At 64.0% G+C, this 21,230-nt stretch carries 20 protein-coding genes and 1 pseudogene; 7 read left to right on the top strand and 14 right to left on the bottom strand.

Annotated elements, in window-relative coordinates:
• Positions 1-10: 10 nt before the first annotated feature.
• Both GQE99_RS11705 and GQE99_RS11700 read right to left on the bottom strand, forming a co-directional pair.
• Positions 11-889: a fumarylacetoacetate hydrolase family protein gene (locus GQE99_RS11705; protein WP_161351819.1), complete on the bottom strand. Its 879-nt coding sequence runs from the start codon at positions 887-889 to the stop codon at positions 11-13.
• On the bottom strand, positions 886-1,791 hold the full coding sequence (locus GQE99_RS11700; protein ID WP_161351818.1) for an NAD(P)-dependent oxidoreductase: 906 nt from the start codon (positions 1,789-1,791) through the stop codon (positions 886-888). The genes GQE99_RS11705 and GQE99_RS11700 overlap by 4 nt, the downstream gene beginning before the upstream one ends.
• 241 nt (positions 1,792-2,032) lie before the next feature.
• On the opposite strand from GQE99_RS11700, the gene GQE99_RS11695 reads away from it, so the two are divergent.
• Positions 2,033-2,983 (top strand): ABC transporter substrate-binding protein, encoded by a 951-nt coding sequence (locus GQE99_RS11695; protein WP_161351817.1) that lies wholly within the window; start codon positions 2,033-2,035, stop codon positions 2,981-2,983.
• Positions 2,984-2,994: 11 nt separating this feature from the next.
• Here the strand turns inward: GQE99_RS11695 and GQE99_RS11690 are convergent, their stop codons facing one another.
• Genes GQE99_RS11690 through GQE99_RS11680 form a run of 3 tightly spaced genes read right to left on the bottom strand, consistent with a single transcriptional unit; the run spans position 2,995 to position 5,952 of the window.
• A complete protein-coding gene (locus GQE99_RS11690; RefSeq protein ID WP_161351816.1) occupies positions 2,995-4,326 on the bottom strand; it encodes a TRAP transporter large permease in 1,332 nt (443 codons plus the stop codon).
• On the bottom strand, positions 4,323-4,823 hold the full coding sequence (locus tag GQE99_RS11685) for a TRAP transporter small permease subunit (RefSeq protein ID WP_161351815.1): 501 nt from the start codon (positions 4,821-4,823) through the stop codon (positions 4,323-4,325). Before GQE99_RS11685 ends, GQE99_RS11690 begins: the two co-directional genes overlap by 4 nt.
• A gap of 58 nt (positions 4,824-4,881) precedes the next feature.
• The gene (locus tag GQE99_RS11680; protein ID WP_161351814.1) at positions 4,882-5,952 is read right to left on the bottom strand and encodes a C4-dicarboxylate TRAP transporter substrate-binding protein; all 1,071 of its coding nucleotides are present in this window, start codon (positions 5,950-5,952) and stop codon (positions 4,882-4,884) included.
• Positions 5,953-6,157: 205 nt separating this feature from the next.
• On the opposite strand from GQE99_RS11680, the gene GQE99_RS11675 reads away from it, so the two are divergent.
• The 5 genes from GQE99_RS11675 to GQE99_RS11655 all read left to right on the top strand — a co-directional run bounded on the left by GQE99_RS11675 (position 6,158) and on the right by GQE99_RS11655 (position 10,515).
• Entirely contained in the window at positions 6,158-6,691 is a 534-nt protein-coding gene (locus GQE99_RS11675; RefSeq protein ID WP_235917205.1) for a (2Fe-2S)-binding protein, read from the top strand.
• Between the two features lie 26 nt (positions 6,692-6,717).
• Entirely contained in the window at positions 6,718-8,778 is a 2,061-nt protein-coding gene (locus GQE99_RS11670; RefSeq protein WP_161351813.1) for a molybdopterin cofactor-binding domain-containing protein, read from the top strand.
• A gap of 93 nt (positions 8,779-8,871) precedes the next feature.
• Positions 8,872-9,579, top strand: coding sequence for a GntR family transcriptional regulator (locus GQE99_RS11665; RefSeq protein WP_161351812.1), 708 nt, complete (start codon positions 8,872-8,874; stop codon positions 9,577-9,579).
• 136 nt (positions 9,580-9,715) lie between these two features.
• Positions 9,716-10,087, top strand: coding sequence for a hypothetical protein (locus GQE99_RS11660; RefSeq protein ID WP_161351811.1), 372 nt, complete (start codon positions 9,716-9,718; stop codon positions 10,085-10,087).
• A gap of 47 nt (positions 10,088-10,134) precedes the next feature.
• Positions 10,135-10,515, top strand: a complete 381-nt coding sequence (locus GQE99_RS11655) for a YciI family protein (protein WP_161351810.1) — start codon at positions 10,135-10,137, stop codon at positions 10,513-10,515.
• A gap of 24 nt (positions 10,516-10,539) precedes the next feature.
• Here the strand turns inward: GQE99_RS11655 and GQE99_RS11650 are convergent, their stop codons facing one another.
• The 8 genes from GQE99_RS11650 to GQE99_RS11615 all read right to left on the bottom strand — a co-directional run bounded on the left by GQE99_RS11650 (position 10,540) and on the right by GQE99_RS11615 (position 19,408).
• Positions 10,540-11,070, bottom strand: coding sequence for a DinB family protein (locus GQE99_RS11650; protein WP_161351809.1), 531 nt, complete (start codon positions 11,068-11,070; stop codon positions 10,540-10,542).
• The gene (locus GQE99_RS11645) at positions 11,063-12,169 is read right to left on the bottom strand and encodes a cupin domain-containing protein (protein WP_161351808.1); all 1,107 of its coding nucleotides are present in this window, start codon (positions 12,167-12,169) and stop codon (positions 11,063-11,065) included. The genes GQE99_RS11650 and GQE99_RS11645 overlap by 8 nt, the downstream gene beginning before the upstream one ends.
• Complete coding sequence (gene maiA / locus GQE99_RS11640) at positions 12,166-12,840, bottom strand: maleylacetoacetate isomerase (RefSeq protein WP_161351807.1); 675 nt, start codon at positions 12,838-12,840, stop codon at positions 12,166-12,168. The genes GQE99_RS11645 and maiA overlap by 4 nt, the downstream gene beginning before the upstream one ends.
• 18 nt (positions 12,841-12,858) lie before the next feature.
• Positions 12,859-13,554 carry a fumarylacetoacetate hydrolase family protein gene (locus GQE99_RS11635; protein ID WP_161351806.1) on the bottom strand — a complete coding sequence of 232 codons (696 nt, stop codon included), beginning with the start codon at positions 13,552-13,554 and terminating at the stop codon, positions 12,859-12,861.
• Between the two features lie 17 nt (positions 13,555-13,571).
• The gene (locus GQE99_RS11630; protein ID WP_161351805.1) at positions 13,572-15,518 is read right to left on the bottom strand and encodes a TRAP transporter permease; all 1,947 of its coding nucleotides are present in this window, start codon (positions 15,516-15,518) and stop codon (positions 13,572-13,574) included.
• A gap of 48 nt (positions 15,519-15,566) precedes the next feature.
• On the bottom strand, positions 15,567-16,544 hold the full coding sequence (locus GQE99_RS11625) for a TAXI family TRAP transporter solute-binding subunit (RefSeq protein ID WP_161351804.1): 978 nt from the start codon (positions 16,542-16,544) through the stop codon (positions 15,567-15,569).
• Positions 16,545-16,571: 27 nt separating this feature from the next.
• Positions 16,572-18,203 (bottom strand): benzoate-CoA ligase family protein, encoded by a 1,632-nt coding sequence (locus tag GQE99_RS11620; protein ID WP_161351803.1) that lies wholly within the window; start codon positions 18,201-18,203, stop codon positions 16,572-16,574.
• 62 nt (positions 18,204-18,265) lie between these two features.
• Entirely contained in the window at positions 18,266-19,408 is a 1,143-nt protein-coding gene (locus GQE99_RS11615; protein ID WP_161351802.1) for an FAD-dependent monooxygenase, read from the bottom strand.
• Between the two features lie 321 nt (positions 19,409-19,729).
• Between GQE99_RS11615 and GQE99_RS11610 the strand changes: the two genes are divergently transcribed.
• Positions 19,730-20,524, top strand: a complete 795-nt coding sequence (locus GQE99_RS11610) for an IclR family transcriptional regulator (protein WP_138421451.1) — start codon at positions 19,730-19,732, stop codon at positions 20,522-20,524.
• Between the two features lie 9 nt (positions 20,525-20,533).
• On the opposite strand, the pseudogene GQE99_RS11605 reads toward GQE99_RS11610, so the two are convergent.
• A pseudogene (locus GQE99_RS11605) lies at positions 20,534-21,195 on the bottom strand (IS6 family transposase).
• Positions 21,196-21,230 lie beyond the last annotated feature (35 nt).

Genomic DNA, 21,230 nt, shown 5'->3' with positions numbered 1-21,230 from the left:
CACCCTTTGATTAGACAAACCTGTTTTCCAATGTCCCCAGACCGGCGACCGTCACCTTGACGGTATCACCGGATGCGAGGAATTCCTGCGGATGCTGACCATAGCCGACGCCGGCCGGTGTGCCCGTGGCGATGATGTCGCCCGGCTCGAGCGTCATGATCCCGGCCAGGTGGCGCAGGATAGGAGCGACGCCGAAGATCATGTTGCCCGTGTTCGACTTCTGTTTGACGGCCCCGTTGACCGTCAGCTCGATGTCGAGGTTGTCGGGATCTTCGACGAAGCGCGCGGGCGTGATCCAGGGACCCGTCGGCTGGAACCCGTCCCAGGCCTTCTGCATCACCCAGTCGATACCGACGAAGGGACGGCTGGCGATCCAGTCGCGCGCGGAGACGTCATTGATGACCGTGTAACCCGCCACCGCTTCCATCGGGTCGCGCGTGTCGCCGGGGCCATATGCCTGTCCGATGACGATGCCCAGTTCGGCCTCCCAGTCGTTCATCTTCGCGCCGGTCGGCAGCGCCACTTCTTCGCCATGGGCGGCGAGACAAGTCTGCGGACGCAGGAACGCATAGGGAAAGTCGGGCAGCGACGTGACTTTCATCTCCTCGACATGGTCGTGGTAGTTCGTCCCGATGCAGACCACCTTGCGCGGGTTGGACAGCGGGGTTAGGAACGTCACGGCGTCGGCCTGCAACGGCGAGGCATCCGGCGACACCACGCTGGTCCCGATTGTCTGGTCCATCGCCTTCCAGTTCGCGAAAACCTCCTCCAGCGTCGCCGGGGCATGCCCTTTCAGGATATCCGACAGACGATAGATGTCCTTGCCGACAAGGACGAGCGGCGTGTGCACGCCATCCACGTGCCCCATGCCAAGCTTGTATTCACTCATGATTTCTTCTTTCCTTTTGGCTCTGCAATCGGCAGCCCCGCAGCCTTGGCGAACGCGGCATAGACCGCGGCGACATCGACATCGCCGTATCCGTCCTCGATCGCGGTCTCATAGAAGGGCCGCACATTCTTGAGGATCGGCATCGGCGCACCAAGCTCGGTGCCAGTTTTCTCAATCATGCGAATGTCCTTGGCGAGCAACGCTGTCGAAGCGAGGACGTTATCCCACTCCCCCCGTGCCATGCGCCCCGCGCGGGCCATGAATTGGATCGATCCGCCGGCGCCGTCGCGGAGCGCCTCGACAAGCTTCTCTTGGTCGAGCCCCATCAGCGCGCCGAACGCCAGCGTTTCCGCCGTGGAGGCGATGTTCGCTGCGACCAGCATGTTGGCGCAGAGCTTGGTCTTCATCGCCGCGCCGAAGTCGCCCATGTAGAAGTGCTTCCCGGTCAGCGCATCGAAGACCGGACGCAGCTTTTCATAGGCCGCTTCCTCACCGCTCAGCATGTAGACGGCCGTGCGCGCAACCACCATCGGGGGCAGGCCGCTGATCGCGCCGTCGAGCATGAGACCGCCCTGCCCCGACATGGCCGCCGCCTGCGCCGCCTTGACCTCGGGCGTCAGCGTCGACAGCTCCGCCAGGATCTTGCCGGTGCAATCCGCGCTCGCGATCCCTTCCGGCCCGCTGACGATCTCCTCCAGAGCCGCGTCGCTGGGAATGCAACACACGATGATGTCGGTCTCTTCGGCCACGGCGCGCGGCGAGGTCATCGCCCGGCCGCCCAGCGCCTCGAAGTCCGACGCATCGCCGCGCCGATAGCCCAGGACATCGTAGCCGGCATCGATCAGGATCTTCGCCATGGGCATACCCATGTTGCCCAGACCGATGAGTCCGATTGCCGTCATATCGTTTCCTCCCTCAATTGGGCCTTGCCCGTTCGGATTACGCGAAAGGCCCCGCCGGGGCCGTCGCGCCGCACGCAGTGGCGTCCGATCGCAAACCGCACAATTTCCAAATATTTCCCTCTGTTCCAAAATCATGGACTTATCGGAAAACGTCAAGCATGTTCGGCACGGACCGGACACATCGTCGGCGCCTCGCGCCTGTGAACCGGAACAGCCCCCACGCGTGAAAGGAGACACCATCATGACTTTTGCACAAAAGGCCGGCGAGCCCCCCGTGATCCGCGCCATCGTCTTTCCCGGCGGGTTCAATTGGCCGATCTTCGCGGCACGGCGGCTGGGATTCTTTGCTGCGCAGGGCATTGAGGTCACGCTGGAACCGACCACCGATTCCAAGCACCAGATGGCCGGCTTGATCGACGGGGAATACGACCTCGCTATGACGGCTATAGACAATGTGTATGCCTACAACGCCGGTCAGGGCGAGGCACCGACACGCAACGTCGCCGACCTCATCGCGGTCATGGGCGCCGATTCGGGTTTCCTGAACCTCGTGGGCGTGCCCGGGACGGAAAGCATCGCCGGGCTGGCCGGTCGGCGCGTGGGCGTCGATGCCCTGACCACCGGCTATGCCTTCGTGCTGCTCCGGATGCTGGAGCAGGCGGGCGTGGGCCGCGAGGATGTCGACTTCGTGGGATCCGGCGGCGTGATGGCGCGCTTTGGCGCTTTGATGAACCGCGAATTCGACGCCACGCTTCTGGTCTCCCCGTTCGACGCGGCCGCCACGAAACAGGGTTTCGTCCATCTCGAAAGTGGCCTCGAGGCGCTCGGCAGCTACCAGGGTGTGGTGGCCACGGTTCGCCGCGATTGGGCCGCGAAGAACGAGGCGGCCGTGACGGGGTATATCCGGGCGTGGCGGCAGGCCGTCGCGTGGCTGTTCGATCCGGCCAACCGGGAGGCCGCGATCGGGTTGCTTCTGGAAGAAGTGCCGCAGATGGACCCGGACGTCGCGGCGATCTCCTACGAGGTTCTCCTCGACCCCACGACCGGCTTTTACAGCGACGGCGCGATCAACATGGACGGCGCACGCGTGGCGCTCGAATTGCGCCGTGCCTATGGCGCGCCTGACGCCCGGCTGGGGCAAGTCGCGGACCATCTGGATACCCGGTATCATGCCGCGAGCGGCGGGGCCTGACAGCCCCGCCCTCACAGCGCGATAAGGGCGATCTGCGGCACCAGCGCCACCAGCGCCAGAACGGAGAGCATGGTGAGGAAGAACGGGAACGACCCGATGAAGATGTCGCGGATCGTCACGTCCTCGCGGTTCAGCGTCGCCTTGACCACGAAGCATGACAGCCCGAGCGGCGGCGTGAGCAGACCGATTTCGACGGCGATCACCGACAGCACGCCGAACCACAAAAGGTCCAGCCCGAACTGGTTGGCGAAGACCAGCGCAAAGGGCACCACGATCAGCAGGATCGACATTGAATCGAGGAAAGTACCCAGCAGGATCAGCAGCAGGAGATAGAGGATCACGAAGCCGACCGCACCGATCCCGCTCGCGGTCATCCAGTCGTTCAGCGTCATGGGCAGCCCGGTCAGCGTCAGCATCTGCGAATAGATCTGCGCCGCCATGAGCAGGAAGATGATCGAAGCGGTGACGCGCCCGGTCTCGAGCACGACATCCCAGATATTCCTGAGCGTGAGTTCGCGCCTGAGAAGGCCAATGACGATCGCAGCGAGCGCGCCGACGGCCCCCGCCTCGGTGGGCGTGAAGAACCCGCCATAGATTCCCCCCAGCACGACAAAGACGAGCGCGCCCACAGGGATCAGCGGCTTGATCGCGATCCAGATGCCGGCCATGGCCGATCGGGTCGCGGCCTGCGACTCAGCCGCCGTTGGCGCCCCGTCGGCATGGACGAAGCCAGGGGCGAAGACCGACAACAGGAAGATGGTGACGCAGAAGGCGACCGCCATCAGCGCGCCGGGGACGATCGCCGCGATGAACAGCTCCCCGATCGACACGTTCGCGATTACCCCGAAAATGATGAAGAGCAGGCTCGGTGGAATGAGCATTCCGAGGATCGAACTTCCGGCGACCACACCGACGGAGAACCGGGTCGTGTATCCCAGCCGCTCGAGCTCGGGCACCGCGATCCGCGTGAAGACCGAGGCCGAGGCGATCGAGGTTCCCGTGCAGGCCGCGAACACCGCATTCGCGATGACCGTGGACATCCCGAGCCCGCCGCGCACACGCTTCATCAGGTTACCGGAGGCGTCGAACAGGTCTCTTCCGAGACTTGTCACCGAGACCACCAACCCCATGAGTACGAAGAGTGGAATGACACCGAACAGGTAGCTCGAAATCGACGAGACCGAGGACGCCGCCAGCATACGGCCGGCCGGTTCGATGCCGATGACCATGCTGACACCGAACAGAGACAACAGCATCAGTGCGACCGCAATATGCATGCCGGACTGAACCAGCACGAGACAGCCGAGGATACAGCCGATCCCGATCCAGGTTTCCAAGATCATGATTTTTCAACTTTCCCGGTTTCGGGTTGCGCCGACAGGGCCTTTGCGACCGCGGTCACGGATTGCACGATGAACTGAAGATGCGTCATGACCGCACCGAGCACCACGAGCGAGAGCACTGGCCATGTCGGGATGGTGAAAACACCGGGTGTGCCGACATAGTAGGAGCCATTGTAGGCCGTCGTGAGGATCGGGATCGCGTACCAGACGATGAAGCCCATGAGCACGGCCCCGGTCAGGCTGTAGATCGCCTCGAGGCTCTGTCCGACCCGCGGGCGGGTCATCTTCATCCGCACGAGGAACATGTCCGAGCGAATGTGGCGCCCCGACCGCAGGGTCTCTGCAAGTTGCAAAAATACGATCCCCGCGATCGAGACGCCGACCGCCTCTTTTACACCGACGATGGGGCGACCGACGACGTTCAGGCTGAACACGTCGAGATTGATCATGATCAGCAGGAGCAGGATCCAGACGGTCGCCACCAGGTTCAGAGCCATGGTGACAAAGTGGAGCCAGCGCACAGGGCGGTGAAAGAAACGGGCCGGCTCCATCAGATCACTCTTTGTCCCAGTCGCGCTCGCAGGTGACGCCGGCCTCGCGCAGCGCGTTCATGTAGCCCTCGAGCACCTCACGCCCCGGAAGACCGGCGGCCTCCTGCGCGGCGGCCCATTCCTTGGCGAGGTTGTCCATGTCGTTTGCCCATGCCGTGCGTTCTTCGGCGGGGTAATCGATGCGCTCGGTCCCCTCCATCTGGCCCACGATCTCGAACGCCTTTTCACCAGCGGTTTCATAGGCTTGGTCGGCGACCTTACCGTATTCCTTTCCGACCTCCAGGATGATCTTCTGGACTTCTTCGGGCAACTCGGCGAGCGAGTCTTTGTTCATGGTGAGAACGGCAGCGTACATCGCGCCGTAGTTCAGCTCGGTCACGTAAGGGGCGACCTCGGCGTAGTTCATCCCCGGCATGGTCGACGGCATGATGATGAACGCGTCGTACACGCCGCTCTGGGTCGAGTTGTAGTATTCCATCATGTTGGACTGCACCGGCACGACGTCGACGCCCTTCATCCATGCGGTCGCGGCCCCGGCGGTGCCGATCTTCATGCCACGCATGTCTTCAAAGGTCCGGACGGGCTTGCTGCTGATCAGTTCGTAGGAATCGACGCCGGTTCCGGCCAGCCGCACCTGGTTGAACTTGTCGTATTGCTCGGCCATCGCCGGAATGTCTTCGTAGAGCTTTTCCATCGCGTCGGTCACGGCCGCCACGTCGGTTGTGCAGAACGGGGTGACGAAACTCAGCTGTTCGAGCGGAAGCTTGTCGGGATGGAAGATCGACGGCACGTAGCCGATGTCGGCGATCCCGTCCGCGACGCCCTGCAGCACGCTGCCGGCCTTCAGAAGCGACCCGGCATAAGCCTCCTGGAATCTGATTTCGTGACCGGTCCCCGATTCTTCGAGACGACGCTGAACCTCCGGAATGAAGAACTCCTGAACGGCAGCGAGCGACGGCAGCGCCTGCGGCGCCTGCCCCCCTGCCACGGTCAGCCGGAACGTGTCCGACATCGCAGGCGTGAAAGTGGCGCCGGTGACGACGGCAGCCGCGCCGATGAGATGTGTAATACGCATGTCTTTCCTCCCTTAGCGACCCATTCCGACCGCGGCGTTCCCGGGCCCACGTGGGTCAATCACAAGCGTTTGCCTGAACATTGGTGCCAGCCCTCCCGGAGCCGGTCATTAACGACACAGTATGAGGGTCGCGTTTCGTGAGCAAGATATTTTGGAAAATTTATCACAACTTCCAATATCTGGACATTCTGTTCATTTTTGTAGAATGATGGAAAAATTGAAAAGTGTCGGCTGCCCCTCGGGCGGACCGGTCCAAGGGAAGGATGTAATGCCAAGTATTCTGGATGAAACCTGTAACCTCACCCTGACGGTCAACGGTCGCGCGGAGACAGTGACAGTCCCGACCGATGCGACTCTGCTCGAGGTTCTGCGCGAGCGGCTCGGCCTGATGGGAACGCGGTTCGGATGCGGTCAGGAACAATGCGGAGCGTGCATGGTCCTGGTCGACGACTCCCCTGTTTTCGCCTGTACCCGCCTGGTCGATTCGCTCGACGGAAGCGAGATCCGGACGGTCGAGGGGCTTGGTGAAGACGACCCGCTCATCGCCGCTCTGCTCGAGCATCAGGCAGCGCAATGCGCCTTCTGCCTGCCGGGAATCATCATGTCGGCGAAGGCACTCCTGGATCGCACGCCGTCGCCGGAAAGGTCCGACATTCTCGAAGCGCTCGACCCGCACCTTTGCCGCTGCGGCGCACATCCACGGATTGTCGATGCGATCCTGTCGGTGGCCCAGCCATGATTTCACCGTCGCTCATGTCTGCGAAAATGGTCGGCGACTGGATCGACCTGTCCACACCCGGGACCGTCACGATCCGCACCGGCAAGGTCGAATTGGGCCAAGGCGTTCTGACCGCACTCGTCCAGATCGCATCCGAAACCCTCGCCCTGCCCGCTGAACGGATCGAGATCGTTTCCGGCATCACCGGCGCGACACCGAACGAGGGGTACACGGCCGGGAGCCTCAGCATCCCGCATGCAGGGACCGCCATAGAAGCCGCCTGCGGTACCTGCATATCCGTCATGCGTGACCGCGTCGCCGCCTCCATGGGGGCCTCACCCGGTGACGTGACGCTGTCCGATGGCGCGTTCCACTGCGACGGGGAACAAACGGATCACACGCTGTGGTCGCTCGCGGAAGATATCGGGCTGGACTTCGAAGTGGCCGAGCCCGCTCAGCCGCACCGCGCCAACCGCCAACCGGCATCGCTGCCCCGCATCGACCTCGCCCGGAAGCTACGTGGCGGCGGCATGATCCAGGACATCCGCACGCCCGATATGCTCCACGCCCGGGTGCTGCGTCCCCCACACCTCGGCGCCCGGCTGATGACCGACGCGCTGTCCGAGGACGATCGCGCATCGCTGGTGATCGAGGGCAGTTTCGTGGCGGTCGTCGATGACGATCCGCTACGCCTGACCCGGCGGGCCCAACGGATGATCCCACGCCTGAAATGGACCGGGGGGACGGAGCTCACCTCGGGGATACTCCGGCCCGATGCGCTGGCCGTCCTGCCGGGCGAGACGATCGAGATCGGCGAGGCCGCCGAGTCGAGCCCGGACACCGGAACTGTCACCGCGCGTTATGAGCGGCCCTATCTCATGCACGGCTCTATCGGATGCGTGACCGCCCTCGCCCATTGGAGCGAGGACGGCCACTTGACCGTCACGAGCCAGAGCCAGGGCCCCTACCAGCTGCGTGACGCGATCGCGGTCATGATGGACCTCGGCCTGGAGCGCGTCGAGGTTCGCCATGCGGCGGGCGCCGGGTGCTATGGCCACAACGGGGCAGACGACGTGGCCGCCGACGCCGCGCTGATCGCCCGGCATTTCCCCGGCCGGACAATCCGGGTGATGTGGACCCGTGCCGAGGAATTCGCGCACGCCCCCTTGTCCACCGCGGGCGAAGTCGAAATCAGCGCGGGCCTGAACGAAGCGGGCCGGCCGGACTGGATGACTCTCCAGATCGCAAGCGGCACCCACGCCCGGCGCCCCGGCACGGCGCCTAGCGGCACCCTGCTCGCCGAACTGCTACGCGATGAGATCGAAACGCTGTCGCCGCCCATTGAACTGCCCGAGATGCATGGGCTCGGCGGCCTGCGCAACGCGATCTCGCCCTACGGCATTCCAAACCAGGCCGCGGCCCTGAAGCTTGTCGATCAACCGGGCCTCAGGACATCTGCAATGCGCGGGCTGGGCACGCACCTGAACGTGTTCGCGATCGAATCCTTCATCGACGAACTGGCCCGGCGGGCGAACGAGGATCCCCTTGACTACCGGCTCTCGCTTCTCGAGGGCGAAGAGCGGGCAAGCGCTGTCCTGCGCCGCGTCGCCGAACGATCCGGCTGGGCCGACCGGCCCGAAGGCGGCGACGGCACCGGATGGGGCATCGCCTACAGCCGGTACAAGAACCGCGCCGCCTATGTCGCGATGGTCGCGAAGATCAGCATCGACCACGACGTTCGGATCGAAAAACTGTGGTGCTGCGCCGACGCCGGGCGCGTCGTGAACATGGACGGGGTGCGCAACCAGATCGAGGGCGGAATCGTCCAGTCGATGAGCTGGGCATTGTACGAGGAAGTCGGCCTCACCGCCGACGAAACCCTGCCGCAAAGCTGGGAGGACTATCCCATCCTGAGGTTCACCAATCTTCCCGAGATCGAGCTGGAGGTCGTCGCATCTCCCGACCCCGTGCCGCTCGGTGCCGGCGAGGTAGCCGTGGGCCCAGCAACAGCTGCCATAGCGAACGCGGTCGCGGATGCGTTAGGAGGGCCTGTCCGCAGCCTTCCCTTATCGCGGGAAAAGGTCATAAGTGCTCTTTTGGAGACATGACATGATACGATATCGTGCCATCGCCCGGACTTCGGATGTAAGCTCCAAAGGTCCGAAGCGTCAGCGCCAAACCTTGGCTTTGAGGAAAATCGAATGAAAAGTGTCTCCGGTCATGTCGCTGCCGAGGGCTTACCGCCGCCGAAGACGATTGCAGAGTCCGTGTATCGCAGGTTGCGATCAGACATCATCTGGGGTGTTCTCGCCCCCGGTGCGGCCCTGCGCTCGGACTCTCTGCGAAAAACGTACGATTGCGGGATCAGCCCTCTCCGCGAGGCCCTGTCCCGGCTGGCCAGCGAAAGACTCGTCACCTCTTCGGGCCAGCGCGGCTTTCGCGTCGCGCCCATCGGGGCCTATGACGTCGTGGACATCATGGAAACGCGGCTCGTAATCGAGGGCGCAGCCCTTGCACGGTCGATCGAAATCGGCGACGTCGCCTGGGAAACCCGGGTCGTGGGCACCTACCACGCCCTGTCGCGCGCACCGTTCCCGACGTCGCAGGGTCCGGACGCCGAAGTCTGGACCGCCAATCACAAGGCGTTTCACATGGCCCTCCTCTCGGCCAGCAAATCCGAGTGGCAGATGTACCTTGCCGACCTTCTGTTCGATCAGGCCGAACGGTTCCGGATCTTGCGAGCGGTCAAGACCGCGGAGCAATCCAACCCGCGCGACCCGGCGAAGGAGCACCAGAGGATCGTGGATGCGGTGCTCGACCGTGACGTGGAGGCTTCGCTCGAGGCCCTGCGCGTGCACTACGACGTGACGAAGGAAATGGCGCTCGAGGCGCTTCGCCAGCAGCAGTGAGACCTTGAACGCCGCGACACCATCGCCGGAGACGCCAAACCTGTACTTGACCCGGAAAATTTCCAAGTTACGATGTTTGTTAGAAATTATGCGCGAGCCGTTTCATCTGCGCGAATTGCGACCGAATGGAGAAACCATGAACATCGAAAGCCCGCTTGCCTCCTTTTACAGCGGACTGGACGAAGGCCTCGCCTCTCAGGAAGGTCGCTCGGCGCTTCTCGCGCGCCTGTCGGACGATTTTCAGTGGGAAATCAGTCTTCCCGACAAGACCAACGAGGGCAACAAGGACGATTTCGCAGGTTTTCTGGAGGCACGCGCCAAGGCCGCTCTGAGGAAAAAGGCCGGGCACCACGTCACGATGAGCACGCGCGACGGATCGCGTGAAGTCATCATGGGATACCTCAAAATGGCCGGTGCCGCGCCGAGCCCGTTCGTGGCGGCCGCGAGCATCGACGCGGATGGACGGATCGCGCGACTGATGCTGCGTCGCTCACTCCTCGACCTCTAGGCCGGAACGGGCCGCGCCGGATCGAACGCCAATAAGGAAGAGCGGGCATGAGCGAACCCGAAGACACAGTCGAGGATCTCCTGGGTCGGATGATGGCGCGGGAATTCTATCTCGTCGAAAACAAGCTGGCCGCGGAGCCGTCGGAGCTCGGCCCGGTCCTCAAGGATCACCTGCTATACATGATCGAGCTCGAGAAATCGGGCGTCCTCTTCCTGTCCGGACCGCTCTACGACCGCGACGGGACAATGACCTTCGAGGGTGTGACAATCCTGCGCGCGAAGTCTTTCGAAGAGGCCGAGCGCATCGCGGCGCGCGACCCCTTCGTCGTCTCCGGTCTGCGCACCCCGAAGGTCCACAAATGGGTTGTGAACGAGGGGCGGCTGAACATCAGCGTCTCGCTGTCGAATAAGAGCGCCTCATTCGACTGACGGCAATGCGTGCGCCCTGAAGGGTCAGGGCAAATCCCGTTGCATGTCGGGTGGAAGGTCCGCAATCCGAACCCCGGTGTCGAGGCTCTGCGCAGCCGTCCAAAGCGTCCGCGCCCGGATCGACGGAGTGACCCGGCCAACGGCATCGATCCAGCCGGGAAAGTGGACACGCTCGTCCCACGCCGCCGCATCGAGGTCGCGCCACTCCACGTTGAGGTGGATCTGCGAGTGGTCGAACAGGTAGCGCAGCGCATGGGCCGGCAACGTCACCGTCATCCCGACATCAGGGCGCCATTCCTCCTCCTCTTCGGTCAGCGGGGCGCGCAAGGCCTTGACCGCGAGCGCCATGGCGCGGGCCTGAAGGCTGACTTCGGCAATCACGCGGTGCCGGGCTTTCGTCAGCTCATCATCCGACAACCGGTTCAGACAGCGCGCGAAGTCCGCCGTGGCGCGCCGCGCGACGAGCAGGTCCCCGGAGGGCGCGGTCTCGGCGTCGTAGCGGGCCCCGGCGCCCCGTCGGGCCCGGAGCGCCGCGCGGGCGTCGTCATCAGTCATCCGCGCCCGAAACCTTGGTGCGCATGAAGTTCAACCGTTCCATGATCGGCGCGTCCGAGAACCGGAAAAGCTCGAACTGGGTCTCGGCCTGCAACGACCAGGTGATCCACGACGGCACGACGAACATGTCGCCCTTGGAAAGTTTCCGGGTTTCGCCGTCGAGCACGACACTGCCCTCGCCGTCGAACACCTGGAACACGGACGAGCCGACCTCCTGCGTCACCGGAGTCTCGGTGCCTGCGCGCAGGCGGTGGAACTCGCAGCGTATCGTCGACATCACGTCGCCGCCCGTCGTGGGGTTGGTGTAGCGGATCGCGGCATGGCCTGGTCCGAACGTGGCCGGATGCCCCTCATCCTCGAGCAGAAGCTGCTCTGTCAGCGCCCGGTCGGTGTACTCCCAGCGATAAGCCCCGATGGGTGAGGACACGGTGTCCTGCAACTGCGACAGGGGCCGCAGGCCGGGATGGCACCACAGACGCTCACCGCGCGAGTGGTTGGGGGTCGCATAATCCGTCACGCGGTCCGAGCCGAATTCGAAGAAGCCAACGTCCATCTGCTGGCTGAAGGGAATGTCGAGCCCATCGATCCACGCCATCGGGTGGTCGGTGTCGTTGTGGTGTCCGTGGAAATGCCAGCCTGGGGTGAGCAGCAGGTCGCCTCGCGACATGCGCACCGGGTCGCCGTTCACGACCGTCCAGACCCCGTCACCCTCGACCACGAAGCGGAAGGCGTTTTGCGAGTGGCGATGCTCGGGCGCGGTTTCTCGCGGCCCGAGATACTGGATCGCGGCCCAGAGCGTGGGCGAGATATAGGCGTGTGGCGCGAGCCCGGGATTCGCGAGGCCAAGCGCGCGGCGCTCGCCGCCTCGACCCACCGGAACCAGCTCGCCCGCCTTCTCGGCCAACGGCAGAAGTTCGGCCCATTTCCACAGGTACGGGACCGCCTTCGATTTGGGGTGCACCGGCATCAGGTCGCCCAGCTGGGTCCAGAGAGGCTTGATGCTCAGGTTCTCGAAGCTGTCGTAAAGCTCGCGAAGTTCAGGACTTTCCTCGGGCTGCATGCCGTGGGCGACATTCTCGTGGTTGAGTTCTTCGTTCATGTGACCCTCCTGTCGGGTTGTGCTTGGGCCGCGTCCGGCTGCTTGGGCGGCGCGGCATCCGCGAACGCGGGGATCGCGTCCAGATGCTTGAAGATCCGTTCGATAGCCGGCCAGGTCTCCACCGGGATACCGAACCGCTTGTTGTTCCAGACCTGCGCGTAAAGGCAGATGTCGGCCAGCGTCGGAGTATCGCCGAGGCAGCATGTGCCGGACTGCCCAGCTCCCACGAGCTCTGCCTCGAATGCGTCGAAGGTCAAGATCACCCAGTGGGTGAACCATTTCTTCTGCGCCTCCTCGTCGGCCCCGAACTGGTCGCGCAGACGGAATAGGACACGCAGGTTATTCAGCGGGTGGATTTCGCAGGCGACCATGTAGGCAAGCGACCGGACCCAGGCCCGGTCATCGATGTCTTTGGGCAGGAGCGCGGGCTCCGGCCGCACCTCTTCCAGCCACTCGATGATCGCAAGCGATTGCGTAAGGTTCACGCCGTCGCCCCGTTCGAGCGTCGGCACCAGCCCCTGCCGGTTGCGGCCGAGATACTCCGGCGTACGGGTTTCGCCGTCCCGAAGGACGTAGGGGACGTATTCGAAGGGCAGTCCCTTGATGTTCAGCGCCGCCCTTACGCGGGTCGACGTCGACGAGCGAAAGAAGTTGTGCAGCTTCAGGTCCATCTCTTTCACCGCTCCATTTCAGACTTTCGGCCCGATTTTGGTCTCGATGGCACCCAGGCCTTCGATCTCGACCCTGCAGACGTCCCCTTCGACAAGCGGGCCCACGCCTTCGGGCGTGCCGGTCATGATGAGGTCGCCGGGGGCGAGCGCAATGGAATGGGACAGGATCGAGATGACTTCCGGCACCTTCCAGATCAGGGCGGCCAGGTCGCTGTCCTGCTTCGTCTCCCCATTGACCGTGAGGCGGATCGCGCCGCGCTCCAGGTGGCCAACCTTGTCGACCGAATGGAGCGGACCGATCACGGCCGAGTTGTCGAAGGCCTTGCCCCAGTCCCATGGACGTCCCTGTTCGCGGGCCTGAAGCTGCAGGTCGCGGCGCGTCAGGTCGTTGCCGATCGCGTAACCCCAGACATGGTCCAGCGCGTCATCCTCGGAGATATTCGCACCCGCCTTGCCGATGGCCACGATCAGCTCGGCCTCATAATGCAGGTTCTCGGTCTCGGGCGGATATGGCATGGTCTGCGCGTCATCCAGCACGGCATCGGCCGGCTTGGTGAAGAAGAACGGCAAGTCACGGTCGGGATCCTTGCCCATCTCGCGCGCATGGGCGGCATAGTTGCGGCCGACACAGAAGATCCGGCGCACCGGAAAGCGGTCGTCGGAGCCGTTGACGGCCACGCTGGCCTGTGCGGGAGGGTCGATTACGTAAGTCATGTCTTATCCTTCGATTGTCAGGTATCGGTCATTTGCGCGCCGGCCCGGGCCGGTCGCCCCGAGGCCGCCAGAAGCCACATCGCGAAGAGCAGTATGAGCCCCGCGCCGTTTAGCCAAAGGGTGGCCAGTCCGCCAACGCCCGGAGGCACGATCAGGAGCACGCCGGCCAGCCCGATGGCGATGCGGGCCGCGAGCCCGACCACGCCGCGCATCCAGCCGACGAACGCCGCCGAGATGGCATAGACCCCGAGCACGGCCGAGCCGACGGCCAGCACGATCTCGAGCGGATCGCCGATCAGCAGCAGTGCGGGCGAGAAAACGAACAGGAACGGGACGATGTAGGCGGTCCATCCGAAGCGCATCGCCTCCCACGCCGTCTTCATGGGCGGCGCGTTGGCGATGGTCGCCGCGAAGAAGGCGCCGATGCCGATCGGAGGCGTCACCATCGACATCATGCCGAGATAGAAGATGAACAGGTGCGCGGCGATCGGCTCGACCCCGGTTTCCACCAGCGACGGCGCGATAAGCACGGCGAGCAGGAGATAAACGCCCACCGTTGGCATGCCCATGCCCAGCACGAGGCACACCAGCGCCGAGATGAAAAGCAGGAGGAATAGGCTCCCCTGCCCGAGGTCCACGAGCGCGAAGGTCGCGGCAAAGCCGAGGCCGGTCACGTTTAGCACCCCGATGATGAACCCCGCAGCGGCCGAGATCATGATGATCTCCGTGATCGAGCGCCCGGTCTCGACGGCGGCGCCCCAGAGGTCACGGAAGCTCATGCGCGTCTTGCCGTAGCCGACCACCAGCCCGATCACGATCGCGCCGAGGCTGCCCCAGAGAGCGGCTGTCTCGGCCCGCTGGTTGAACGAGAAGAGCGCGAGGATGATCGCCGCGAAGGGAAGGATGAAGACCCAGCCCTTCTTAATCACTCTGCCCACCGCGGGCATGTCGGCGGTATCGAGCGGCTTGATCTCCTGCTTGGCGGCCTGAAGATCAGCCTGCACGAAGAGCGCCACGTAGTACAGCAGCGCCGGCACGATCGCCGCGACGACGATCTCGGTGTAGGGCCTCTGCAGGATATCCGCCATCAGGAAGGCGACCGCTCCCATCACCGGGGGCGCGATCTGCCCCCCGGTCGACGCGGTCGCCTCGACGGCGCCCGCCGTCGATCGCCGGAACCCCGACTGAACCATGAGCCGGATCGTGACCACGCCGGTCGCCACAATGTTCGACACCACGACGCCCGAGATCGACCCGAAGAGGCCCGAGGCGACGATCGAGATCTTGGCCGCGCCTCCGCGCCGGTGGCCCATCGAGGCCATGGCGATATCATTGAAGAAGTCCGCCCCGCCTGAGCGCAGCAGGAGTTGGCCGAAAAAGACGAAAGCGACGACCACGGTGGCCGCGACACCCAGCGTCAGACCGAGTAGCCCGTTTGGATCGAAGCCGAGATAGACCGCCAAGCGCGGCGGCGCGACCTCGCGGGTCTGAAGCGCCCCGGGGACGAGATGCCCGATCAGCCCGTAGCCGACGATCGCCAGCACGACGATCACCAGCGTCCAGCCAACCGTGCGGCGCAGGCCTTCGAGGACCAGAACGAAAAGCGCGATCCCGATGATGAGCGCGTCCCACGGCAGCGACATGGCCCGGCCGACAAGACCGGGATAGGCCATGGTGACATAGAGCGACAGACCCAAGCCCAAGACTGACAGGACCCAGTCGAGCGGACCGGGCGAGCACCGCTCTCCCCCAGCATGCTTGGCGCGCCAGGGCATCAGGAACACGAGCGCGAGGCTCAGCCCCAGCACGAGCGCGAGAAACTGCTCGGTGTAATAGGAATAGCCCAGACGCGACGGGATGTCGGCCGCCTGCCCCACCGCCACGAGCGTCAGCAGTCCAGCCAGCGCGCCGACGACCGGCCCGGGCCGGGGGGCATCGTTTCCGATATCTGTGTTCTCGCGCACGTCGGTTCCTTTCGGACGGACGGGCCCGGGGGCCCGCCCGTTCTCGGGTTACTGGGCGGGAGCCATGTCGACACCGCGCTTTTCGAAGAAGGCGACCGCGCCGGGGTGATATTCGACGCCCGGATATTCCCTGTATGCCGTCTCGAGATTGAGCGCGCCGAGCGGCGGATAGGCTCCGGCGATAGCTTCCCGTTGATCGAAGATCACTTCCATCAGCTGGGCTACCTGCTCATCCGGGACGTGGGTGCCGGCGACCAACACGTTATCCCAGGTGACGAAGGCCATCGGCTCCTTCACACCAACGCGCACCGGCGCCGGCTCGACCTCGGAGAAGTAGAATGCAGGCCGCACGTCCTGGATCTTCGCGAGCGTTTCGTCGTTCGCCTCGACCGTGAGAAAGCGCACGCCTCCCACCGAAGCGTCGACCTCTGCGACCTTGGGGCCGCCGACCGCGAAGAACGCGCTGTCGACCCGGCCAGACGCCATATCGTCCGAGCCCCGGATCAGCTCCGGTACCGGCACCTGGTCGACGTCGTCCCAGCTCAGCCCACCTGCGGCGAGGATCGCCGAGATGTGCGAGCGTGCGATCGGAAACGCATCCCATCCCGAGGGCACGCTCTTGCCCGCGAGGTCGGACACTGCGGTCATGCCGCTGTCTTCCTTGACGTACAGTCCCACTGGGAATGGGTTAATACGAGCCACGACGCGCAGGTTCGGCATCGTCATGTCGTACTCGCCCGTGCCGGAAACGGCAGTGATGACGTCGTTCACATCATTGAGCGAGAACTCTGCAAGCTGGTCGTTGACGGCCTGCATCATCTGCGCGTTGCCGCCGTAGGGCTGCACTACAAGGCGCATGTCGGTGCTTTCGCGGGCCTCGCCAGAGATGACGCTGGCCATGGTATTCCACACGGAGCCCTGCGGGGGCGTCGAAAAGGACGACACCTGCGCCATCGCAGCACCGCCGCTCGTGACCATAGCCACGGCAGCCAGCGTCGAGAACAGATTTCGGTTTATGAGTTTCATCGCGTTTCCTCCCTTTGGTGACTTGTGTCAGTCAGCAGTCGTCGGTGTGCCCATCAGCGCCTGCCGGTCGATCTTGCCGGTCCCGGTCTTGGGCAGCTCCTCGACGAATTCGATCAGACGCGGGGACTTGTAGGGTGTGAGCACGGACTTGACGTGATCGCGCAGAACCTTCGTCTCCGCCTCGCCGGCCTCGACCCCGTCGCGCAGAGCCACAACGGCGCGCAACACCGTGCGCCTGTCTTCCTGCTGCACAGCTAACACCGCGCATTCGTAAACGTCGGGGTGCTCGTTCATGCAGCGCTCGACCTCGAGCGGCCATACCCACTGGCCCGACACCTTCACGAGGTCGTCTGCACGGCCCTGGAAATAGTAGAACCCGTCCTTCTCGATGAACCGGTCGCCGGTATAGATCCAATCGCCCCGCATCGTGTCGGCGGTCTTGTCCGGCCGGTTCCAATAGGTCGGCGCCGAGGAGTGGCCCCGCACAAGCATCACACCCTCTTCACCGGGCTGTACAGTGCCGCCATCCGCGGTCTCGAGCCGGATTTCGTACCCCGGCACCCGCGCCCCGGCCGAACCCAGCCGGTGATCGTCAAGCGTGTTGGACAGGTAGACGTGCAGCATCTCGGTCGAACCGAGCCCTTCGGTCGGGCCATGCCCCACGAGCGCCTGCCACGCGCTGTAGATGTCGGCAGACAAGGTTTCGGCCGCCGACATCGACTGCCGGATCGACGACAAGTCACGCGCCTTCACGTCCGGCGCGTTGGCGAGCGCCGTGTAAAGCGTTGGCAGGCCGTAAAGCACCGTGGGTTTGTAGGCCTCGATCGCGTCCAGCACCACGTCAGGTCGCGGCTGACCGGGGACGAGCAGCGAGGTCGCCCCGATCGAGAAGGGAAACACCAACGAGTTTCCGAAGCCATAGGCGAAGTAGGCCTTGGGCACGGAATAACAGATGTCGTCAGTGGCCAGCTTGAGCACCCTCCTGGCAAAACTCGCCTCGATATAGGCCACGTCGTGGTGGAGATGGACGATCCCCTTGGGCCGACCCGTAGAACCCGAGGAATACATCCAGAAGGCCATGTCGTCGGGACCGGTATCGGCTACGTCCAGCGTCGTCGATTGCCCTTCGAGAAACGCATCTGCCGCCGTGCGCCCGGCTTCGGCCGGCGAGCCGTTCGCAACGATGGTGGTGGCGAGCACGGTATCCTTGATTGTGTCGCCACTGAACATGTCGGCAAGCGCGGCATCGACCAACGCGACACGCGCTCCGCTGTCCCTGAGGAAATAGTTCAGCACATCCGCACGCGTCTGCGTGTTCAGGAGCACCGGCACAAGCCCCGCGCGCACGGCGCCGTAGAAGGCGGCCGGGAACACCGGCGTGTCGTCGAGGAAGAAGGCGATCCGCTCGCCTCGTTCCAGCCCAGCACCGACGAAGGCATTGCCCCAGCGCGACGCTTCGGCGACCAGGTCGCGATATGTCATGTCTCCCGCCGGCCCGCTCACCGCGATGGCGTCGGGGTTGCGGTCGAGGTTCTGCCACAGGATATCCGAACAGTTCGGATGATCTGCTTTGTCGAAGCCGATTTCCAACGCGCCGGGCACATCCTGTGCGACCGGGTCAGCGATGGAAGTAGTCTGCGCGTCTGTCGTTCCCGACATCCTGTCCTCCCATTTGAAATACGCCGCGCCCGCTCACCCCGGATGCGACGGATACCGGCCTCTCAGCCGGTGGCGGCCTTCTCGGCCTCGTATCGGGCGGCGAAGCCCGGCGCGATCTGACGCAACCGATCCTCGGACAACCGGCCCGAGCGCATCAGGTAGTCATGTGCGAAGTCCAACGGATCGAGATGCATCTTCTCGCCGAACGTCTCGTACCAGTAGGCCGAGGTGTTCGCAGCGTTGACGATCTTGCGCGCGATGGGCTGGCGGCGTTCCTGGTAGGCGGCGAGCGCTGCGTCCACGTCGTCGAATTCCTCGAGTGACTTGACCAACGCGATCGCATCCTCGAGCGCGAGCCGCGTGCCCGATCCGATCGAGAAGTGCGCCGTATGCACGGAGTCGCCCAGCAGCACGTACCGCCCGGCGACCCAACTTTCACACCACAGGCGCGGAAACTGCCGCCACATCGACTTGTTCGTGATTAGCTGCGCGCCCTTGAGCACGTCGCTGAAAAGGCCACTGCACAGCTTGGCACTTTCGTTCTCGCCCATCTCGGCGAAACCCCACTTCTCGAACGTCACATCCTCGCATTCGACGATGAAGGTCGAACGTTCCGGCGAGAACCGGTAATGGTGCGCGTTCATCGGCCCGTGCTCTGTCTCGATGAAAGTCTGGGTAAGGGTGTCGAACGGCACTTCTACCCCGAACCACGCGAAATGGTTGTCGAAGAATTCCATCGAGGGGCGGAACGTATCCTCGAAGCTTCGCCGGACCAGCGAATTCAGGCCATCCGCGCCGACCACGAGATCGGCCTCAAGCGTATCCAGGTCCTCGACCAGAGTGTTGAACCGGATCTCGACGCCCAGGCCCCGGGCCCGGTCCTTCAGAAGCTCGATCAGCTCGAGCCGTCCGATGGCGGTGAACCCCACGCCGGCCAGCGTGACGGTGTCGCCGGGCAGGTTCAGCGTCATGTTGCGCCAGCGCTCCATGTGCGGCGTGACGAGGTCATGGGTCTCCGGGTCGTCGGCACGCAGGAATTCCAGCGCCTGATCCGAGAACACGACGCCGAAGCCGAATGTTGCACCTTCAGGGTTCTGCTCGGTCACCCGGACCTTAACACTAGGCATCAGGCGCCGCAGCAGGATCGCGGTGTACAGGCCAGCAGGACCGCCGCCCAGGATTTCAACTGTCTTCAATACGCTCATCGCTTCTCCCCAAGTCGCTCGACATTTCATGAGGCGTAACCTAAAGTTCCATAATGTGCAACTTGTATCATAATACGGAATAACTTATGCGGCCACTCGTCTACCAGAAGATCAGGAAGCTGGACGCGGATCCAAAAACGAATGGAGTTCATGAACTTACGGCGAGCCGGCTCGCTCCGCTGCAAACAGCTTCACGGGCTGGACGGTGAGTACAGTTCGCCGACGAGAGACATGAGGCCCGTCGCCTTTTCAAATCCCGCGACACGGCTATGTTCGGCGCGAAAACGAACGAAATGCTGAAAAGGTAGAAAGGTGACGCGGATGGCTGAGACCGAAGGCCCGGGTCCCGGGCTGAAATCACTTGATGCGGCGCTTGGCGTGCTCGCGCACATGGCACGGGCGGACGGGGCGCAATCGCTGTCCGACATCGCGCGCGACTGCGGCATGCCTCGCAGCAAGGTCCATCGCTACCTCGCATCGTTCGTCGCCGCCGGGCTCGCCAAGCAGGAGGGACGCTCCGGCCGCTATGACCTCGGCAAGGAAGCGATCCATCTTGGCCTCTCCGCGCTGGCCCGGCACGACTTCGTCAACCATGCGGCCGAGGATCTGCCCGACCTCGCAGCGCTCTCAGGTATGACCGTCCTGTTGTCTGTCTGGGGAAACGACGGCGCCACGGTCGTCCGCTGGGAACGCGGCGCATCGCCCGCCGTCACGTCGATGGGGCTGGGTACGACCCTGCCCCTGCTCAATTCTGCGACAGGGCGCGGGTTCCTAGCCTGGGCACCGGAGGGCGCCATCGGCCGCATCCGTGACCAGGAGCTGCGCCGAGCCACGCGCAACCCCCTCCTCTTGCCCGACGCGACGCCAAGCCGCGCTGGCCTGCGCAGCCTCGTGGCCAAGCTGCGCCAGCGTGGCTACGCCTCGGTCGATGGGGACTTCATCCCAGGTCTCGTCGCGCTCGCGGCACCCGTCCTCGACTGGCAGAACGAAGCGCAGGCGGTCATTACCCTGATCGGTGTCGACCCGGCCGTACTCGACCCCGACTCCGAAGCGGTGAAAATCCTTCGCGACTACTGCGCCCGTAAATCCGTACAGACAGCACCCGCAACGACATAGCCGGATCATTTACGCCGCTCGGGCGTCCCGCCAGCACTGTATGGACGCGAAAGGACCGCGGCTCGAGAGGCTGCGTTCCTGGTTGAAATGATCTGAGGCTGAGACGTGGACGGACGCGAACTTCCGGAAACTTCGCATGCGCCGGAACCGGCGCATGGCGCTTTCCCGTCGTCGGAACGGCAGGTGTCAATTTTCTGCCCGGTTGTTGAGCCAGTGACCGCAGGTCTGCCGATGGGTGGCGCCCTGATCGTTCAGCGCGGCCCAGTAGGAGCGCAATCGGTCGGTCACGATCTCATCTGCGCGCTCATGCTTGCGCATTGCTTTTCTTATGAATTTCATGGCGGCTTCCGGTCCCGGGTCTTGGTCACAAAGCTTTCGAGCACCTCGCCTTCATGATCGACCGCGTGCCATAGCTAACAGCGTTCACCGTTGATTTTCACAAACATCTCGTCGAGGTGCCACCACCAGCGACTGGACTGCATTCCCTCACTCCGACGCTTGCGGATCTCGGCCGCGAAAAGCGGTCCGAACCTGTGCCACCAATATCGGACCGTTTCGTGGCTCACATCGACGCCGCGTTCGTGGAGCAGGTCCTCGACATTTCGAAGCGAGAGCGGGAAACGGACATACAAGAACGGGGCCTCCAGGAACTGCTCGTCGATCTGCCGCATCAGGCCGAGGTTCTGTTCGGTCTCTCCCTTCGGCG

It is taken from the genome of Maritimibacter harenae (assembly GCF_009882975.1).
Classification (GTDB): domain Bacteria; phylum Pseudomonadota; class Alphaproteobacteria; order Rhodobacterales; family Rhodobacteraceae; genus Maritimibacter; species Maritimibacter harenae.
The sequence above is the reverse complement of the archived record's forward strand: the minus strand, read 5'-3'. Positions and strand labels throughout refer to the sequence as shown.

Excerpts from the sequence above, each read along its gene's own strand:
- GQE99_RS11615 (WP_161351802.1), bottom strand. The coding sequence starts at position 19,408 with ATGAGCGTATTGAAGACAGTTGAAATCCTGGGCGGCGGTCCTGCTGGC.
- GQE99_RS11660 (WP_161351811.1), top strand. The coding sequence starts at position 9,716 with ATGAACATCGAAAGCCCGCTTGCCTCCTTTTACAGCGGACTGGACGAA.
- GQE99_RS11655 (WP_161351810.1), top strand. The coding sequence starts at position 10,135 with ATGAGCGAACCCGAAGACACAGTCGAGGATCTCCTGGGTCGGATGATG.
- GQE99_RS11705 (WP_161351819.1), bottom strand. The coding sequence starts at position 889 with ATGAGTGAATACAAGCTTGGCATGGGGCACGTGGATGGCGTGCACACG.
- GQE99_RS11625 (WP_161351804.1), bottom strand. The coding sequence starts at position 16,544 with ATGAAACTCATAAACCGAAATCTGTTCTCGACGCTGGCTGCCGTGGCT.
- GQE99_RS11635 (WP_161351806.1), bottom strand. The coding sequence starts at position 13,554 with ATGACTTACGTAATCGACCCTCCCGCACAGGCCAGCGTGGCCGTCAAC.
- GQE99_RS11610 (WP_138421451.1), top strand. The coding sequence starts at position 19,730 with ATGGCTGAGACCGAAGGCCCGGGTCCCGGGCTGAAATCACTTGATGCG.
- GQE99_RS11675 (WP_235917205.1), top strand. The coding sequence starts at position 6,158 with ATGATGGAAAAATTGAAAAGTGTCGGCTGCCCCTCGGGCGGACCGGTC.
- GQE99_RS11670 (WP_161351813.1), top strand. The coding sequence starts at position 6,718 with ATGGTCGGCGACTGGATCGACCTGTCCACACCCGGGACCGTCACGATC.
- GQE99_RS11620 (WP_161351803.1), bottom strand. The coding sequence starts at position 18,203 with ATGTCGGGAACGACAGACGCGCAGACTACTTCCATCGCTGACCCGGTC.
- GQE99_RS11700 (WP_161351818.1), bottom strand. The coding sequence starts at position 1,791 with ATGACGGCAATCGGACTCATCGGTCTGGGCAACATGGGTATGCCCATG.
- GQE99_RS11665 (WP_161351812.1), top strand. The coding sequence starts at position 8,872 with ATGAAAAGTGTCTCCGGTCATGTCGCTGCCGAGGGCTTACCGCCGCCG.
- GQE99_RS11645 (WP_161351808.1), bottom strand. The coding sequence starts at position 12,169 with ATGAACGAAGAACTCAACCACGAGAATGTCGCCCACGGCATGCAGCCC.
- GQE99_RS11650 (WP_161351809.1), bottom strand. The coding sequence starts at position 11,070 with ATGACTGATGACGACGCCCGCGCGGCGCTCCGGGCCCGACGGGGCGCC.
- GQE99_RS11685 (WP_161351815.1), bottom strand. The coding sequence starts at position 4,823 with ATGGCTCTGAACCTGGTGGCGACCGTCTGGATCCTGCTCCTGCTGATC.
- maiA (WP_161351807.1), bottom strand. The coding sequence starts at position 12,840 with ATGGACCTGAAGCTGCACAACTTCTTTCGCTCGTCGACGTCGACCCGC.
- GQE99_RS11690 (WP_161351816.1), bottom strand. The coding sequence starts at position 4,326 with ATGATCTTGGAAACCTGGATCGGGATCGGCTGTATCCTCGGCTGTCTC.
- GQE99_RS11680 (WP_161351814.1), bottom strand. The coding sequence starts at position 5,952 with ATGCGTATTACACATCTCATCGGCGCGGCTGCCGTCGTCACCGGCGCC.
- GQE99_RS11695 (WP_161351817.1), top strand. The coding sequence starts at position 2,033 with ATGACTTTTGCACAAAAGGCCGGCGAGCCCCCCGTGATCCGCGCCATC.